Annotated in this window: 10 protein-coding genes and 1 pseudogene; all 11 read left to right on the top strand. The window is 34.0% G+C overall.

What is annotated here, in order from left to right; translation table 11 throughout:
• The first annotated feature begins 3 nt into the window (after positions 1-3).
• The 11 genes and pseudogenes from OIU83_RS05510 (at position 4) to OIU83_RS05455 (ending at position 17,676) form a co-directional block, all read left to right on the top strand.
• Entirely contained in the window at positions 4-1,794 is a 1,791-nt protein-coding gene (locus tag OIU83_RS05510) for a RagB/SusD family nutrient uptake outer membrane protein (RefSeq protein ID WP_264205271.1), read from the top strand.
• A 37-nt stretch (positions 1,795-1,831) separates the two neighbouring features.
• Positions 1,832-3,400 carry a DUF5123 domain-containing protein gene (locus tag OIU83_RS05505; RefSeq protein WP_264205270.1) on the top strand — a complete coding sequence of 523 codons (1,569 nt, stop codon included), beginning with the start codon at positions 1,832-1,834 and terminating at the stop codon, positions 3,398-3,400.
• A 998-nt stretch (positions 3,401-4,398) separates the two neighbouring features.
• A complete protein-coding gene (locus OIU83_RS05500; RefSeq protein WP_264205269.1) occupies positions 4,399-7,572 on the top strand; it encodes a SusC/RagA family TonB-linked outer membrane protein in 3,174 nt (1,057 codons plus the stop codon).
• A 10-nt stretch (positions 7,573-7,582) separates the two neighbouring features.
• Entirely contained in the window at positions 7,583-9,274 is a 1,692-nt protein-coding gene (locus OIU83_RS05495) for a RagB/SusD family nutrient uptake outer membrane protein (protein WP_264205268.1), read from the top strand.
• A 117-nt stretch (positions 9,275-9,391) separates the two neighbouring features.
• The gene (locus tag OIU83_RS05490) at positions 9,392-10,327 is read left to right on the top strand and encodes an alpha/beta hydrolase (protein ID WP_264205267.1); all 936 of its coding nucleotides are present in this window, start codon (positions 9,392-9,394) and stop codon (positions 10,325-10,327) included.
• A gap of 10 nt (positions 10,328-10,337) precedes the next feature.
• The gene (locus tag OIU83_RS05485) at positions 10,338-11,306 is read left to right on the top strand and encodes a DUF4861 domain-containing protein (RefSeq protein ID WP_264205266.1); all 969 of its coding nucleotides are present in this window, start codon (positions 10,338-10,340) and stop codon (positions 11,304-11,306) included.
• A 288-nt stretch (positions 11,307-11,594) separates the two neighbouring features.
• Positions 11,595-12,802: pseudogene (locus OIU83_RS23605) on the top strand (glycoside hydrolase family 88/105 protein).
• Between the two features lie 21 nt (positions 12,803-12,823).
• The gene (locus OIU83_RS05470; RefSeq protein ID WP_264205263.1) at positions 12,824-14,047 is read left to right on the top strand and encodes a glycoside hydrolase family 88/105 protein; all 1,224 of its coding nucleotides are present in this window, start codon (positions 12,824-12,826) and stop codon (positions 14,045-14,047) included.
• 23 nt (positions 14,048-14,070) lie between these two features.
• Positions 14,071-15,690, top strand: a complete 1,620-nt coding sequence (locus OIU83_RS05465; protein ID WP_264205262.1) for a glycoside hydrolase family 43 protein — start codon at positions 14,071-14,073, stop codon at positions 15,688-15,690.
• Positions 15,691-15,697: 7 nt separating this feature from the next.
• Complete coding sequence (pelA, locus tag OIU83_RS05460) at positions 15,698-16,810, top strand: pectate lyase (protein ID WP_264205261.1); 1,113 nt, start codon at positions 15,698-15,700, stop codon at positions 16,808-16,810.
• A 2-nt stretch (positions 16,811-16,812) separates the two neighbouring features.
• Positions 16,813-17,676, top strand: coding sequence for a pectinesterase family protein (locus tag OIU83_RS05455; protein ID WP_319005348.1), 864 nt, complete (start codon positions 16,813-16,815; stop codon positions 17,674-17,676).
• Positions 17,677-17,812: the final 136 nt, after the last annotated feature.

Below are 17,812 nucleotides of genomic sequence, written 5' to 3'. Positions count from 1 at the left end.
AAGATGAAATATAAAATAATATTAGCAGGAATAGTGATAGCAAGTCTTTTTGCTTCATGTCATGAGTTTTCAGATGATTATCTGGACGCTCCTGCAAAATCAACATTAGGCGAATCAGAAATTTTTTCAACAGCAGGATTAGCCAAAGGAGCTGTGGATGGAATAAAAATACCATTTGCAGAAACTAACTCCTATAGAGGGCGTTTTCTTCCTTTTTACGGATTGAATACAGATGTAGAGTGGTATAATTCTTCGCAGACTGTAGGGGATAATTCGGATTTATGTGTTTATGATACTAAGCCGAATAATAGCCAAATGAACAATACTACTAATGCATGGGCAATGATGTATGCAGGTATTGAGCGCGCAAATATCTGTATTAGAGGATTGCGTTTATATGGTAATCCAAAACCAGGAACAGAGCTTGGGTATTTATTAGGAGAGGCTTTAACATTAAGAACAATCTATTATGCGGATTTAATTAAGGCTTGGGGCGATGTTCCAGCTCGTTTTGAACCTGTTAATACAGAAACGATTTATTTAGCAAAAACGAGTCGTGATGTGATTTATAAGCAACTTATTGCAGATTTAGCAGAAGCTTCTACATTGGTTGCGTGGCCAAATGAAATCCCAGCTACCAGTAGTGTAGAGAGAATTAATAAAGCTTTTGTAAAAGGATTTCGTGCTCGTTTGGCTTTGGCTGCGAGCGGATTTCAACAATATCCAGATGGTGTCAGAAGAAGTAACGACACAGAACTTTCTGTTGAAAAAATGTACAGATTAGCATTAGACGAGGCTCGTTCTGTAATCCAGAGCGGAACAGCTCATTTAGAGCCTTCATTTGAAACATTTTGGAGAAAATATAATCAGGAAAATACAACTGCTGGAGGAGAATCTCTTTGGGAGCTTCCTTTTGCAGAGGGTAGAGGAAGAATGTTATTCACTTTTGCAGTTCGTCATACTACAAATGATCAATTCCATTCTAATGGAGCTAATCGTGGAGGAGCTGCAGGACCACTTCCTTTTGTTTTTTACGATTATGATCAAGCCGATAGCCGCAGAGATGTTACTTGTGTTCCTTATAAATATGGTACAGTAGTAAATGGAATTGCCAAACAAGAGTTAGGGGCATTAAATACATGGTATTTTGGAAAATACCGTTACGAATGGATGACTCGTCATGTTACTTCTACAAATGATGATGGTGTGAATAAAATTTACATGCGTTATGCCGAAGTGCTATTAATTGCTGCCGAAGCTGCCAATGAATTAGAAGGACCTGCAGCAGCTGCGCCTTACCTGAAAGAAATACGCAGAAGAGCTTTTGCATCTGCTGATCAAGCTCTAAAAGTGGATAATTATGTAAATGCTTTAAGTAGCAAAGCAGATATGTTTAATGCTATTGTAGACGAAAATAAATATGAATTCACAGGAGAAATGGAACGTAAGCAAGCACTTATTCGTTGGAATTTACTTAAAGTAAAGCTAGATGAAGCCAAACAAAAAATGTTTGATTTGCAACAACATACAGGGCAGTATGCGGATGTACCAAGTACTTTATATTTTAAATTTAAAGATGATAATGTGAGTCTTACTATCTATGGATTAAATCGTGGTGAAATTACAAATCCAGGTGTAGATTATACTTCTTTTGCCTGGAGCAATCTGGTTGATACCAAGATAAATTCTCTATACAAAATAGGTGTCAATCCTGATAATAGACAATTCTGGCCAATATGGCAAGTATTTATTGATGGTAGTAATGGAAAATTGGTCAACGATTATAACTATTAGAACCTCACAAGAAATTAATAATAAATTATACGTTTTTATGAAAACAAAATATATATTAAAAGGACTAATAGCTATGTTAATACTAACAATTGCTGTCTCAAGCTGTGAGAATTATAACGAAGGGCTGATTGACAATATAGGCGCAAGTAGAGAATTTTCTCCTATAGGACTTACCGCAGTAGTTCGAAATCAAACAGCGGTTGAATTAAACTGGACGCTACGAGATGATGCAGACCATTATGTTGTAGAATTCAGCGCAGATGATCCGGACTTCAAGACTATTTATAAAACTGTTCAGGTCTCCCCAGCGGAGTTGCCTATACGAGTACAATTAGAAGGAGAAACGGTTTATTCGATACGAATAAAAGCTGTAAGTGCTGCAGGGTTAGAAGATTCTAAATGGTCTATTACTAAAGTCACAACATTATCGGAGCAAATCTACCTGGCTAGTCAAGATGGAGATATAGAAGTAAAAGAAGCAACTTTAAGATGGTTGGCCAATAGTAATGTTACGCAAATTATTGTTAATCCAGGTGCTATAACTCACGTTATTACGTCAGCAGAAAAAGAAGCCGGAGTTGCAATTATAACAGGTCTTACAGCAGAAACATCGTATACAGCAGATTTATTTAATGGCGTTAAAAAGAGAGGTTATAAAACATTTACAACCGGAATTGATATAGGAGATGGTATTCTAGTTAAAACTACTGATGATTTGTTACAAAAAATAGCTGACGCACCATCTGGTTCAGTTTTAGTTTTAGAACCAGGAGATTATACTTCTCAAATTGTTACTATTACTTTAGGGAAATCAATAACTATTAGAGGATTAAGAGGTTATGATAGAAGACCTAAATTAAAAGCATCATTTTCTATCGTTGCCGGTGCAGCTAATGTTAGTTTGATTGATTTGGACTTAACAGGCGATTTAGCTTCAGCTAAATCAGATGTTGTAAAATATAGTGATAACGGTACTTATGGTAAACTTTTAATTAGTGGCTGTGCTATCCATGATTATGATCGTTCTTTTGTTGCTGCAACCACTGTTGCTTCCAAGATTGAATCTATAACTATAGATAATTCTGTTGTTACTAATATTGGAACAGGAGCTGGTGGTGAGTTTATTGACCTTAGAGGTACTTATGCTGCAAGTATAGTTCTTACAAATAGCACTTTTAACAATTGTGCTGCAGCTAGGGCTTTCATAAGAGAAGACGCTACTACAGCCTTTGGTACTGGTCTTACGACAAATATATTAATTGATAGTTGTACTTTATTTGGAGTAACTAATACGATTTCAAACAGTGGTTATCAAATAATTTACGTTCGCTTCGCTACTAATGCAACAATTATTCGTAATTCAATATTTGCAGCTACAATTGCAAGGTACGCCAACCAATCGACAACTTCGACTCCTACGTTTACGAATAATAATTATTTTAATGCAGCTACACTTAATTTAGCTAATCCAACTGCGCCTCTAAAAACAGATGCTTCAGGAAGTGCATTAGATCCGCAATTTACAAACACGGCAACAGGTGATTTTACAATCAAAAATCAAACTTTAATTGATAAAAAGGTGGGAGATCCACGTTGGTTAGATTAGAATTTTTATACAAGTTAGTTTAAAAGAAAGAGGTATGCATTTTTGCATGCCTCTTTTAATATGGGCTAATATGTAAATTATAAAGTTCTTAATATCTTAAAACTTACATAACTTAAGTCGGTCGCTTTTATGTTAATATTTGCAACGAAATGTTTCTAAATCATATAAGTTATTTAAGGGAATATAAGTTTTGTAAACACTGAATTTTCAAGCTAAAAATGTAAAATGAAATACCTATATATGTTGTTTGCTTTATATCTTTTTTCATACCCTTCAAAATATGAAATGGCATGTCCTGCAGAGCCGAGCTTTCAGTCTCAGTTACAGTACCAGTGGCAGTTGAGTAGTAATCTCAGTAATTACTATTGCAATTTTATTACTAATGAAAACTACTATTACAATTGTTGCTGGAAAAACTGCAACTGAGACTGCTATCGAATACTAAATGAACACTACCGAATACTGCAACTGAAGACTAAACACTAAACACTAAACATGTTATCGATTACTTTAAATCATTTATATGTCTCTTTTGATAGTTATAATGATAACAAATTATCAGTTTTTTTACACTTATTATAATTTTAATTATAGATATAAATTAAATATATAATTTATATCTAAATAAATTTGGCGTATTCAAACTAATTATATATTTTCGTGTAATCGATTACATGTTTATTGTTGTTTATATATAAAACCAAATAACATTTCGTAAATTATTGATTTTAAAGGTTTAATTTTTTAAAAGGTTCCTTTTTTTGATGTGTTTGCAATGTTGGTTTTAGTATGTAGGAGATCGGTTTCTAATATTTTCAGGCTAAGTCATAGAATTAATTATAAAATATTTTTAAAACTCACTTTATTAATAAGAATTATAAAACAAATGATTATCGCACTGTAGCTCAGGGAAAAGTACCTAACCAATACTTTTTATTTTGATAAGGCAGTATGAATAAATAATGCTAAACAATTAACCAAACCATTAAAACCAAACGATGAACATTAAACAATTATTGAAGAAAAAAATAAAATACAATCTTGTATTTTTATTTTTCCTGAATTTTCTGCTGAGCAATACAATGAGCGCTCAGTCGACTGTGATAGAAGGGAAAATTACAGATGGTGCCGGATTATCTTTGCCAGGAGTAAATATCTTAGAAAAAGGAACTAAAAACGGAACCTCTACAGATTTTGAAGGCAGTTTTAAAATAAATGTATCAAGCGACAAAGCAACTTTAGTACTTAGTTATTTGGGTTTTCAGACACAACAAATAAATCTTGCAGGAAGAAAAAAAATTAATGTAAGCCTTATCGAAGACACAAATTCCCTTAAAGAGGTTGTTGTAGTAGGATATGGAACAGTGAAAAAATCGGATGTTACAGGTGCAGTAAACACTTTAACTTCTGCCAAAATAACCGAAAGAAATGTTACCAATCCTATGGAAGCAATTCAGGGAAGTATTGCAGGGGTTCAGGTAACCTCCAATTCTGGACGAATAGGGGATGGTTTTAATGTTATTATTAGAGGAGCAAACTCCATTAATAAAGACGGATCGAAACCACTATTTGTTGTAGATGGAGTACCTACAGATAATATTGACTTTTTGAATCCACAAGATATTGCCAGAATGGACGTTCTTAAAGATGCTTCTTCTGCAGCAATTTATGGTTCAAGAGGAGGAAGTGGAGTTATTATTGTTACTACCAAAAGTGGTACAAATGCAAAACCTGGCGTAACCGTTACGTTTGATAGTTCTTACGGAAATAAACAAGCGGTAAGATTACCTAAATTAATGAGTCCAGAGAAATGGTGGTATTACCATCAATCTGCATTTTTGGCGACTACTATTTCTGCTACTAATCCAACCTATATGGATATAGATTCATCAGAGTTATCAGCGGCAGTTGGTCAGGCTGGGACTAATCCGGTTTTGTTTCAAAGAGTAGCCAATAATCAAAGTTACAATTGGCAAGATGCGGTGCTTAAAGGTGGAATGACACAAAATAATTATTTTACAGTTTCTGGTCGTGCCGATAATGGATTGTCTTATAATATAGGTTTGGGAGCGCAAAAAGAAACAGGAGTTATTGATAATGAGGGTATTGATAAATATACCTTTAAAGCAGGTTTGAATCATAAAATAAATGATAAAATCTCATTTGGTGTAAACCTTACCATGTCTAAGACAGATGAACAATTAGGAAGCGCTACTGCAATGCAAGAAGCATTTAGACAAAATCCATATACTTCGCCGTGGGCGATTGATGCAGCTGGTAACGAAATAATAGGTACATATGCGCAACAACCCGGTACTTTAAAATATCCAAATGGAACACTTGCAATAAATAAAACAGGTTCTTATAATCCACTTTTGGAAATTGCCAATTCTGATGATCAGGTAAAAAGATTCACTACAATTGGTAACGTATTTGCCGAATATAAAGCGACTAATTGGTTATCTTTTAAGTCAACTTTTTCAGCTGGAAAAATGGATGGAAGAGAAGGCAGGTCTTTAGGTGCACAAACAGACTTTGGACTTAAAAATAAAAGCTTAACATCTGGAGATGTTACAAACGTTCAGAATTTTAATTATACATGGGACAATCAGTTTAATATCAACTACACTATAAAAGATGCCCATGTATTTAGCTTTTTAGGGCTTCAAAGTTTTTATTCTAATACTACCGAAACTTATTTCTCCTCTTCAAGAGAGAATCCTTTCGAGACTGGTTTTTACAATCTTCCTTCAGGAGCACAGGCTACCTATTCTTTAACTCCTTCAGGTAATATTGCTTTAATTCCTTCTGGTGTATTTATTCCTTATTCAAAAAATACATTAGAGTCTTATGCAGCTCGTTTAAATTATGCCTACAAAGGACGTTATTTATTAACTGCTTCAGTAAGATATGATGGATCATCCGTTTTGTCTGAAGAAAATAAATGGACAGCCTTCCCATCTGTAGCTTTAGGGTGGAATGTTCATGAAGAGTCATTTATGAAAAGCCTGACTTTTGTAAATAATTTTAAATTAAGAGGAAGTATCGGTTATACAGGAAATGATAATGTTAATCCTTACTCCAGTTTAAGCGTTTTAAAAGTACCGACTTATTATGATTTTAATAATGTTCTTGCCAATGGTTATACATCTTCAAGCCTAGGAAATACACAACTAGGTTGGGAAAAAACAAGAGAGGTAAACTTAGGTTTAGATTTTGGATTTGCAAAAAACAGAATCTCAGGTAGTGTAGATGTATATGATCGTTTATCCAAGGATTTATTGTTCCAGCAAGCTTTGCCATTAGAGATTGGAGTACCTACGATTACATCAAATGTAGGTTCTGTAAGTAACAAAGGAATCGAAATTGCTTTAGTGACTAAAAATATTCAAACTAGAAATGTGTCTTGGGAAACCAGTTTTACTTTTACCAAAAACGTAAATAAATTGGTGTCTATTTATGGACAAGATCAAATAGATGATGTTGGAAATAATTTATTTATTGGCGAAAATATCCATTCTTATTATAACTATGTTTTTGATGGAGTATGGCAAGAAAGTGAAGCCGCAAAAGCGCTTTCTTATGGTCAAAAACCGGGAGAAGCAAAAGTAAAAGATTTAAATAATGACGGTAAAATTGATGCTAATAACGATAGAGCGATTTTAGGAAATTATGATCCAAAATGGTCAGGAAGTTTCTCTACAACATTAAAAGTAAAACAATTTGATTTATCGATGTCATTGATTACAAATCAAGGAATGACAGTATTTAGTGGCTTCCACGATAATTTTGCCGATGTAACCGATAGGGGACGTCAAAAATTAGATCTGGATGATTGGTATGTACCTGCAAATGGAACTGGTCTTCCGGCACAATATTCCAATACAAATCCATTACCGCGTGGAGCAGGAGTTTATTATGATACCAATAATGTTGCGTTCTATAAAAATGCTTCATTTGTAAAAGTTCAAAACATAGCTTTAGGGTATAGCCTAAACGATGAATTACTAAATAAATTGAAACTTAAAAGCATGCGTTTATACATTAATGTATTAAATCCGTTTGTAATTACTCCTTATGAAGGGTATGATCCAGAATGGGCAACGGCTGCTCTTGCAGTTAATCGTGTGTCTACAATGACTGTTCAAATGGGATTAAGTTTAAAATTTTAAATTAAGAAAAATGAAAAAAATAATAGTAATTATAGGACTACTAGTAACGACACTTAATTCTTGTTCCGACTTTATAGATGAAGATAATCGTTCCTATGGTTCGGCCGAGCAATATTTTATTACTGCCCCAGGTTTTGAATCATTAGTAAATACGAATTATGCAACATTAAAAGATGTTTACGGAGGTGATCCCTGGTTGTTTGAGGCAGGTACCGACATGTATTCTGAAGGTAGAAATCAGGAACCGGAAGGATTAGCCAAATATTTAACGTTATCCTCTGCATCTGCAGGGGTTGACCAATTGTACAGAACCTGTTATTCATCTATACAACAAGCCAATAAAGGGCTGTATTATTCGACTATTACCGAAAAAGCAAGCACATTAGATACAAGAATAGGAGAACTTAAATTTTTAAGAGCCAATGCTTATTTCTTATTGGTTCAAACTTATGGAGGTGTTCCAGTTGTATTAGAAAACATCAATACAGCAGTTACCTCATTTGATAGAAATAGTGCAGAAGAAGTATATACTCAAATTTTAAAAGATCTTAATGAAGCACTTCCTGCAGTCGCTACAGGTGCATATACAGGAAGAGTAAATAAGAGAGCAGTTCAGAATTTATTGGCAAAAGTATACCTTACTAGAGGATATGAAACTTTTGGGACTCCAGCAGATTTTACAACAGCAGCAGCCTTGGCAGATCAGGTAATTAATGGTCAGGCATTAGCCGTGTCTTTTGATAATGTAGTAAAACCAGGAAACGAAATGAATGCCGAAACTATCTTTTCGGTTCAATTTTCAATTGCTTCAAATGCTACAGGAACAACATCATTAGGTAGTTCACAAAACTATTGGTTTAGCTCTTATTTAGGCGCTGCTGCTGCGGGAACGCCTTACCCTAACAGAAGTTACACACTTTGCCCTACAGTTTACGCTTTATCATTATATGAAAAAGGAGACAAACGTTGGGAAGGGACTTTCATGAATGAAATCTATAGCAGATATTATGATTATTATGATGTAGCCGATAAATCGGGTTTAAAAATTACAGATTTCTATGAGCCGAGTTGGTTTACAGTAGACGATAGAACTACTTGGAATACCGCAAATGCTTCAAGAAAAGCCAATGCAGCTACTTTTAGATATCACAATTGGGGAACTTATTCTTCGGCAGCAGCATCAGGAGGTGATTACAATCTTATTCCGGTTCGAAAATTTGATGATCCCAAAGCACCTTATAGTGGCGCTACAAGTATGAACTTTAACACAACACCATTTACACCTGCTACAAATAGAAGTAGTACACGTGATTTTATCATATCCAGACTCGGGGAAACGTATTTAATTGCTGCCGAGGCTTATTTTAAAGCAGGTAATTCTGCAACAGCTTTAGATCGTTTAAACGAAGTAAGAAAAAGAGCAGGTGGTGGAGTAGCGGGAGTAATACCAGTATTAACGGCAATAGATATTAATACAATACTAGACGAAAGAGGAAGAGAATTATTGGGAGAATACCACCGTTGGTTCGACTTAAAACGTACAGGTACATTGGTGCAAAGAACCGTATTATACAATCCTAAAGTTACTAGTGCAAATGCTTTTAATGGACAAAATGGTCTCCTTAAAATTTTAAGACCAATACCTCAGGCTGCGTTAGATTTAAACAGAAGTAAAAATTACCCTCAAAATCCCGCATATTAGAAAAAGTTAGTAATTAGTATTTTGATAATTTTTTTAAAATTATTGTTTTTTTGAGTAGTTAAAAAGGAGTTTGATCATGCAACAAACTCCTTTCTTAACTAAAAAAATATTTTATAGATGAGAAAAATAAGGCTTTTTTTATTGTTTTTTTTCATAGCTATTGATGCACAAAGTCAGTATAGTATCGACACGTCGTACACTGTACAAAGCACTTATACCAAATTAATTAAAAAATATCCTTTTATAACAATTGCTAAGGCAAAAGAGAATAAAGATATTAATCCTGTTTATGATTTAGTTTACTATAAAGAGAATACAAGAGAATTGCATCTGGATGCTTTTATTTATAAAAAGCAAAAAATGAATCCAGCCGTAATCATGATTCATGGTGGAGGATGGAGATCGGGAAATAAAAACCAAATGCATGTTTTAGGACAAGAAATAGCTTCAAAAGGGTATTCTTGTTTTACAATAGAATACAGATTATCGCTTGAAGCAAAATATCCTCAGGCAATTTATGATGTAAAAAATGCAATTAAATTTATAAAAGATAATGCACAAAAATTCCATGTTGATCCAAACAAAATTGCTATTTTAGGATGTTCTTCGGGAGGTCAGATGGCTGCTTTGATTGGTACAACAAATGGAGATTTAGCATTTGATGATGTTCAAAACAAAAGTAAATCAACATCAAATGTTCACGCTATTATTGATATAGATGGAATCCTGGCTTTTAAACATCCAGAATCTGAAGAAGGAGAAATGGCTGCTTTTTGGTTAAATGGTTCTTATGAAGAGAATCCTAAGAACTGGCAAAATGCTTCGGCTTTAACACATACCAATAAAAACACGCCGCCAACACTATTTATCGACAGCAGTTTGGATAGGTTTCATGCTGGAAGAGACGATATGATAGCCATTTTAAATCAAAATAATATTTACAATGACGTAAAAACAATTGAAAAATCACCACATTCATTTTGGTTTTTTAATCCGTGGTTTGATGATACAGTAAAATATACAACACAATTTTTAGATAAAATTTTCAAATAAATTAAATATAATGAAAACAGTAATAACAATATCCGCAGCATTGATTTTAGGACTTACAAGTTGTAAAGCACAAAATAAATACGATAGTAAAACAGCCAAAACCTATGCCGAGTTGTCTGTAAAAACCGATGGAAAATGGGAAGGGCGCAAGTATATTGGAGGAACTATTTTTAAAAATGTAGATAAATTAAAATTAGCTCCCGAACATACCGATCATTCATTTGATATTCGTTACGAAGGACCAGGTTGGGAAAATAACAGAATAGGATATCGTTTGTATCTGGATTGGAGAAACGCGATTGATATTTATGGAAAAAAAACATCGGCAATTATTTTGCCACAAGTAGGGCAAGATGGTTTTGATTCGTATCATATAATGAGCGATTGGGGAGCAGATATCCTAAAAGCGGGTAAAGGAATCGGGATTGGATCTATAGATCGTTATTTAGATAATAAAAAACTTCATTTCTATGAAGTCGATTCTACTTTGGCGTATGTGCAGAATAAGGTAAATGAATCTACGGTAAAAGTGGATTACTTTGGATGGAAAACAGCTTCGGATAAAATTGATTTCACATCGGAATTAACAATTAAACCAGATGATTTATATACCAAACATACGATTAAAGCTTCCAAAGAAATTAGCGGAATTTGCACTGGAATTGTAAAACAGAAAAACGCTGAATTACTTAAAAAAGAAAGTAAAAATAAAAAGTGGGCATATCTGGCAACCTACGGCACACAATCATTGGTTCCTGATAAACTTGGAATGGCAATTTTTTATGAAACTAGCACAATCGAAAATATAGCTGATACAGATTTGGATTATTTATTGGTTTTTAAACCAACCACAAAACCAACTTCGTTTTACTTTTTGGGTGCTTGGGAACAAGAAAAAGACGGTATTAAAAACAAAGAAGAATTTATAAAATACCTTGATGAAAGATTAGAAGTATTGAATAAAAAAGGCAAAATGTAATTTTTGTTTAATGGCTAAAGATTAAAAGAATTTTGTTTCACGCAGATTCTGCAGATTGTAGCAGATTTAATTTTAAAAAATCAATTATGGATAATTATCTGCTTAGATCAGCTTAAATCTTTTTAAAATCTGCGTGCAAGAAAAAATACTATAGATTAAAGGATTAAAACGATTAAAATATAATCTGCCTAATCTGCGAGAAAAAATAGGTTTACATATAACATTGATATTTGATCGAAATTTAATAAAGAGCCATAATTAATCTGTGGCAAAAAATAAGGGAATTGCATGTTTAAAAATGTTTTTATGAAATTAAAATATTCCAATTGGGTAATTATTTTTCTTCTGTTTAGCAGTAGTTTAATAATGGGACAAAATAAATATGTTATTGCTAAGGATTTAAAATGGTCTGAAAAAACGGCCCTTTCGATTATGAACAAATACCCAAAAGCTTGGCAGATTGATGGTGCCGAAAAGCCAAAATGGGATTACAAAATGGGATTTGCATTGCTTTCTTTTGAAAAATTATATGATAAAACCAAAAATCCAAAGTATCTGGATTATGTAACAGAATATGCAAACGAATTGATAGATAGTTCTGGAAACATTAAAGGTTATGTTATAAAAGAATACAATATCGATTATGTCAATCAAGGGAAAATCCTTTTTGATTTGTATGATTTAACCAAAGAAGAACGCTATCGTAAAGCAATGGTACTTTTGAGAAATCAAATCGAAAACCAACCCAGAAATGCTAGCGGAGGATTTTGGCACAAGCAAATTTACCCCAATCAAATGTGGTTAGATGGATTATATATGGCAGAACCTTTTATGCACAATATACGGTTGAGTTAGAAAAAGGCAAAGGATTAGATGATATTGCCAAACAATTTGAGTTGGTACAGAATCATTTTATCGATAAAAAAACTGGATTATTATATCATGCCTGGGACGAAAGTAAGCAAATAGGTTGGGCAAATCCAGAGACAGGAACATCGCCAACAATCTGGTCGCGAGGAATGGGTTGGTATATGATGGCTCTCGTAGATGTATTGGATTATTATCCAAAAAATCATCCGAAACAAAAAGTTCTGGAGGGGTATTTAAATCAATTAGCAAAAGCGTTACTTGTTTATAAAGACAAGTCGGGATTATGGTTTCAGGTTACAGATAAACCAGCACTTAAAGACAATTATCTAGAACCATCGGGATCGGCAATGTTTATATATGCTTTTACAAAAGGAGCAAATAAAGGATATTTACCTTCCGAGTATAAAAAGATTGCCGAAAAATCATTTGATGAATTTATAAAAGAGTTTGTTAGGATTGATGAGAAAGGAGAATTAAATATAATAAATGTTTCGCCAAATGTAGGTTTAGGAGGAAATCCATTTCGAGACGGATCAAATGAATATTACATAAACGGAAAAAAGAAAGACAACAGCTCTATCGGTTTGACAGCATTTATGTTGAGCGCATTAGAGTTGGATAAATAAGAACATAAAGCCTATTTTAAAATGAAAAATGATATAAAACGAAATTATTTTGGATCAATAGCATTGGTTTGCATAATGACTTTAATGAGCTGTAAGACAATTTCTCAGGAACCTGCAAAAACTACAGTTTTGATATCCAAAGACCTAAAATGGTCCGAAAGAATGGCTTTATCTATCATGAAACGCCATCCCGAAGCTTATATGATCGATGATGTAAAAGAACCAAAATGGGATTATGTTCATGGTTTGGTATTAACCTCTTTTGAAGAATTATATAAAAAGACAGATGATGTTAAGTATTACAATTATATAAAAAAATATGTAGATGATTTGGTAGAAGAAGATGGTAGTATTAAAAGCTATAAATTCGATACCTACAATATTGATATGGTTACGGCAGGACGTTTATTGTTTAATTTGTACGATACAACAAAGGACCAGAAATACCTTAAAGCACTCGAGCTTTTAAGAAAACAAATAAAAGAACAACCAAGAACTGCAAGTGGTGGATTCTGGCATAAAAAGATTTACCCAGACCAAATGTGGCTGGACGGATTGTATATGGGCGAACCATTTTATGCCCAATATACCACTCAATTTGAAAAAGGAGCAGAACTTAATGATATCGCAAAACAATTTGAATTAATTCAGAAAAATGATTTGGATAAAAAAACAGGCTTGCTTTATCATGGTTGGGACGAAAGCAAAAAAATGCCTTGGGCAAATCCAGAAACAGGAACATCGCCTAACTTTTGGTCGCGTTCGTTGGGTTGGTACGCAATGGCATTGGTAGATGTATTGGATTATTTTCCCAAAGACCATCCAAAGCAAAAAGAATTGGTTATGTATTTAAATCAATTATCCGAAGCCTTAGTGAAATTTCAAGATAAGAAAACAGGGCTTTGGTACCAAGTAACGGATATGGGCGATAAAAAAGGAAATTATTTGGAATCATCAGGATCTTCGATGTTTGCTTATGCTTTTGCAAAAGGAGCAAACAAAGGATATTTGCCAAAAAAGTATAAAGATATCGCCAATAAAGCTTTTGATGGATTAACGAAACAATTGATGAAAGTAGATGGCAATGGAGAAATTACAATTACAAACGCTTGTGCCGTTGCCGGATTAGGAGGGAAACCATACAGAGATGGTTCTTATGAATACTACGTTAATGAAAGAAAAAAAGATAATGATCCTAAGGCAACAGGTCCGTTTATTTTGGCAGCATTAGAATTAAATAGATAATTAAAAGGTAATTATTCTTTAAAATGAAACATACCCAAGGCATATTTATTATTCTGTTTTTCTGTTTAATACAGAAGAATTTCTCGCAGGAAAAAACCTTTGTATCGCAAGCTTGGGTTTCGGATAACGGAAACGGAACTTATACAAATCCAATAATTAATGCCGATTATTCAGATCCTGATGTTGTGCGTGTAGGAGATGATTTTTATATGACCGCATCGTCGTTTAATTGCATCCCGGGATTACCAATTTTGCATTCCAAAGATTTGGTAAACTGGAAGATTATAGCGTATGCGCTTACGAAACAAATTCCTGTAGAAACCTATGATAAAGTGCAACACGGGAATGGCGTTTGGGCACCAAGTATAAATTTTCATAATAATGAATTTTATATTTATTATCCAGATCCCGATTTTGGGATTTACATGATAAAATCCAAAAAGCCCGAAGGACCTTGGTCTGAACCTATTTTGGTAAAAGCAGGATTAGGACTTATAGATCCAAGTCCTTTATGGGATGATGATGGGAAAGTTTATTTGGTTCATGCTTTTGCAGGAAGTCGCGCACAAATAAAAAGCTTATTGGTGATTTGTACGATGAATGCCGAGGGAACAATTGCTTATAATGATGGCGTAATGATTATTGATGGTCATGAAAGCGAAGGCACAATCGAGGGGCCAAAGTTTTATAAACGAAATAATTATTACTATGTTTTTGCTCCAGCAGGAGGAGTTGCCACAGGTTGGCAAACAGTTTTAAGAGCAAAGAATATTTATGGTCCTTATGAAAAAAAGAAAGTTCTGGAACAAGGAAAAACGACTATAAACGGACCACATCAAGGTGCTTGGATACAAACACAAACAGGAGAAGATTGGTTTATACATTTTCAGGATAAAGGAGTTTATGGCAGAGTAGTACATCTACAGCCTATGAAATGGGAAAATGATTGGCCCAAAATGGGAGTGGATTTTGATAAAAATGGAATCGGAGAACCCGTAACGACATTCAAAAAGCCAAATATAGGAAAGAGTTATCCAATAGAAACTCCAGCAGATTCGGATGAATTTAATTCGACTAAACTAGGATTACAATGGCAATGGCAGGCAAATGCTCAAATAAATTGGGGATTTTCAACAAGTTTAGGTTATTTTAATTTGTTTTGCCAAACGACAATCAAAGACACAAAAAATATATTTGAGGCCCCGAATTTATTATTGCAAAAATTCCCTGCAGAAACTTTCACCGCTACAACCAAAATGACTTTTAATGCAAGGCTAAACGGGGAATCGACAGGACTTATAATCATGGGATTGGATTATAGCTATTTGTGTTTTAAAAATGAAAACGGAAAACTGTATTTAAATCAAAAGACGGGAACTTTTAATAAAACGATTTCCGAAACAGAAACAAATCCAGTTTTAATAACAAACAATACAATTTACCTTAGGGTAAAAGTAACAAAAGGAGGTATTTGTAGTTTCTTTTATAGCATGGATGATGAAAAATATCAAGCTATTGGGAATGAATTTACTGCCAAAGAAGGAAAATGGATTGGGGCCAAACTGGGATTTTTTGCTTTAAGCGAGAAAGTAACAAATGATTCAGGGAACGTTGCAATAGACTGGTTTAGAATAACTAAATAAAATTAAAATGATTACATTCAAAAAAACAATAGTACTTTTTTTATGCTGCATTAATTTCGGATTGCAGGCACAATATAATTCTAAAAATTGGAGCGATATCATTCGCAAGAGCGATCCTTCATGGTTTGCAACTCCCGAGGCTCAGGCTATAGCCGAAAATGTGTTGTTATACCAGCGTAACATTGGCGGATGGCCAAAGAATATCGAAATGCAGAAACCACTTTCTGAAACCGAAAAGCAGAATCTAATTGCCCTAAAAAGTGATTTGCATGATATTACAACCGATAACGGAGCTACGTGTCAGGAAATGCTTTTCCTTGCAAAAATGTACAAACAAAAGCCAGATGAAAGGTATAAAAAAGCATTTCTTTTAGGAGTTGATTATTTGCTGCAAGCACAATATGATAATGGAGGATGGCCACAGTTTTTTCCTTTAAAAAAGGGATATTATACCCACATTACTTATAATGATGATTCGATGTTTCATATCTTAACAATATTAAAACAAATAGCAGAAACCTCGGATTACTATGGTATTATTGTTCCAAAAGATACTGTTGCCAAAGCTAAAATTGCTTTTGATAAAGGGATTGCATGTATCATAAAAACGCAATACAAACAAAATGGTGTTTTAACGGCTTGGTGTGCACAACATGACGAGAATACTTTGGCTCCAGCCAAAGCACGAGCTTATGAATTGCCTTCTTTAAGCGGGAAAGAATCGGCTAAAATTGTATTGTTATTAATGTCAATCGATAATCCATCTCCAGAAGTAATTACTGCTGTAAAAAGTGCTTATGCTTGGTTTGATAAAACTAAAATCACCAATCTTGAAGAAAAACGTGTTTTAAATGATGCCGGTAAAATCATAGATAAGAAAATGATTGTTACTCAAAATGCTTCGCCAATCTGGGCAAGATTTATGGAACTGGACAACAACGAACCTTTTTTTAGCGATCGTGATGGAGTTAAAAAGAAATCATTGGATGAGATCGGAGCCGAACGCAGAAATGGTTATGCTTGGTACACCGATGAACCTAAGGAAGTTTTAAAGAAATATCCGGATTGGGAGAAAAAATACGCTTTTGAAAAAGGCGAAAAAAAAAAGGTGAAACCGTAAGCATAATTACCGTTGCACAAGATGGATCGGGAGATTTTAAGCTAATTCAGGATGCTATAAATGCATCCAAAGCTTTTCCTAATGAAAGAGTAACGATTCATATTAAAAATGGAACGTATTATGAGAAAATAAGAATTCCAGAATTTAATGACCATCTTTCGTTAATTGGCGAAAGCAAAGAAAAGACAATCATTACTTATGATGATTATTTTGGCAAAATGAATTTAGGCAGGAACAGTACTTTCTATACCTACACGATGCTTGTAGAAGGGAATGATTTTTCGGCTACTAATTTAACGATTCAAAATGCCTCTGGTGATGTTGGGCAAGCAGTAGCTTTATCGATTATGGGAGATAGAGCGTACGTTTTTAATTGCAATATTTTAGGAAACCAGGATACTTTATATGCATCGGGAAATAACTCTAGACAGCATTTTAAAGATTGTTATATAGAAGGAACAACCGATTTTATTTTCGGAAAAGCAACCGTATTCTTCGAGAATTGCCAAATTCATTGCCTCAAGAATTCCTATATCACAGCAGCGTCCACACCTGAAGGTACCGAGTTTGGTTTTGTTTTTAAAAACTGTAATCTCACCGCAGACAAAAATGCAACAAAAGTATATCTGGGAAGACCGTGGCGTATTTATGCCAAGACAGTTTTTATAGATTGCAAAATGGGAAGCCATATTTTGCCACAAGGATGGGAAAATTGGTCCAAACCCGAAGCCGAAAAAACAGCTTTTTATGCAGAATATAATTGCAATGGCGAAGGATATAAGCCAAAGGGAAGAGTCGCATGGTCACATCAGTTAAGCAAAAAAGAAGCTAAGAAATATACCGTTGAGAAAGTTTTAGGGTTTTAAGGTTTAAAGATTCTGAGGGACAAAGGTTCTCCGTAGAGACGCACCGCAGTGCGTCTACACAATATAGGTTTTTTTAAGGAACAAAGATTGTGAGATTACGTGAGAAATTATAGAGTATTTACTATGTTTTATATAT

Source organism: Flavobacterium shii (genome assembly GCF_025847235.1).
GTDB lineage: Bacteria > Bacteroidota > Bacteroidia > Flavobacteriales > Flavobacteriaceae > Flavobacterium > Flavobacterium shii.
This window is presented reverse-complemented; position numbering and strand designations above follow the sequence as displayed.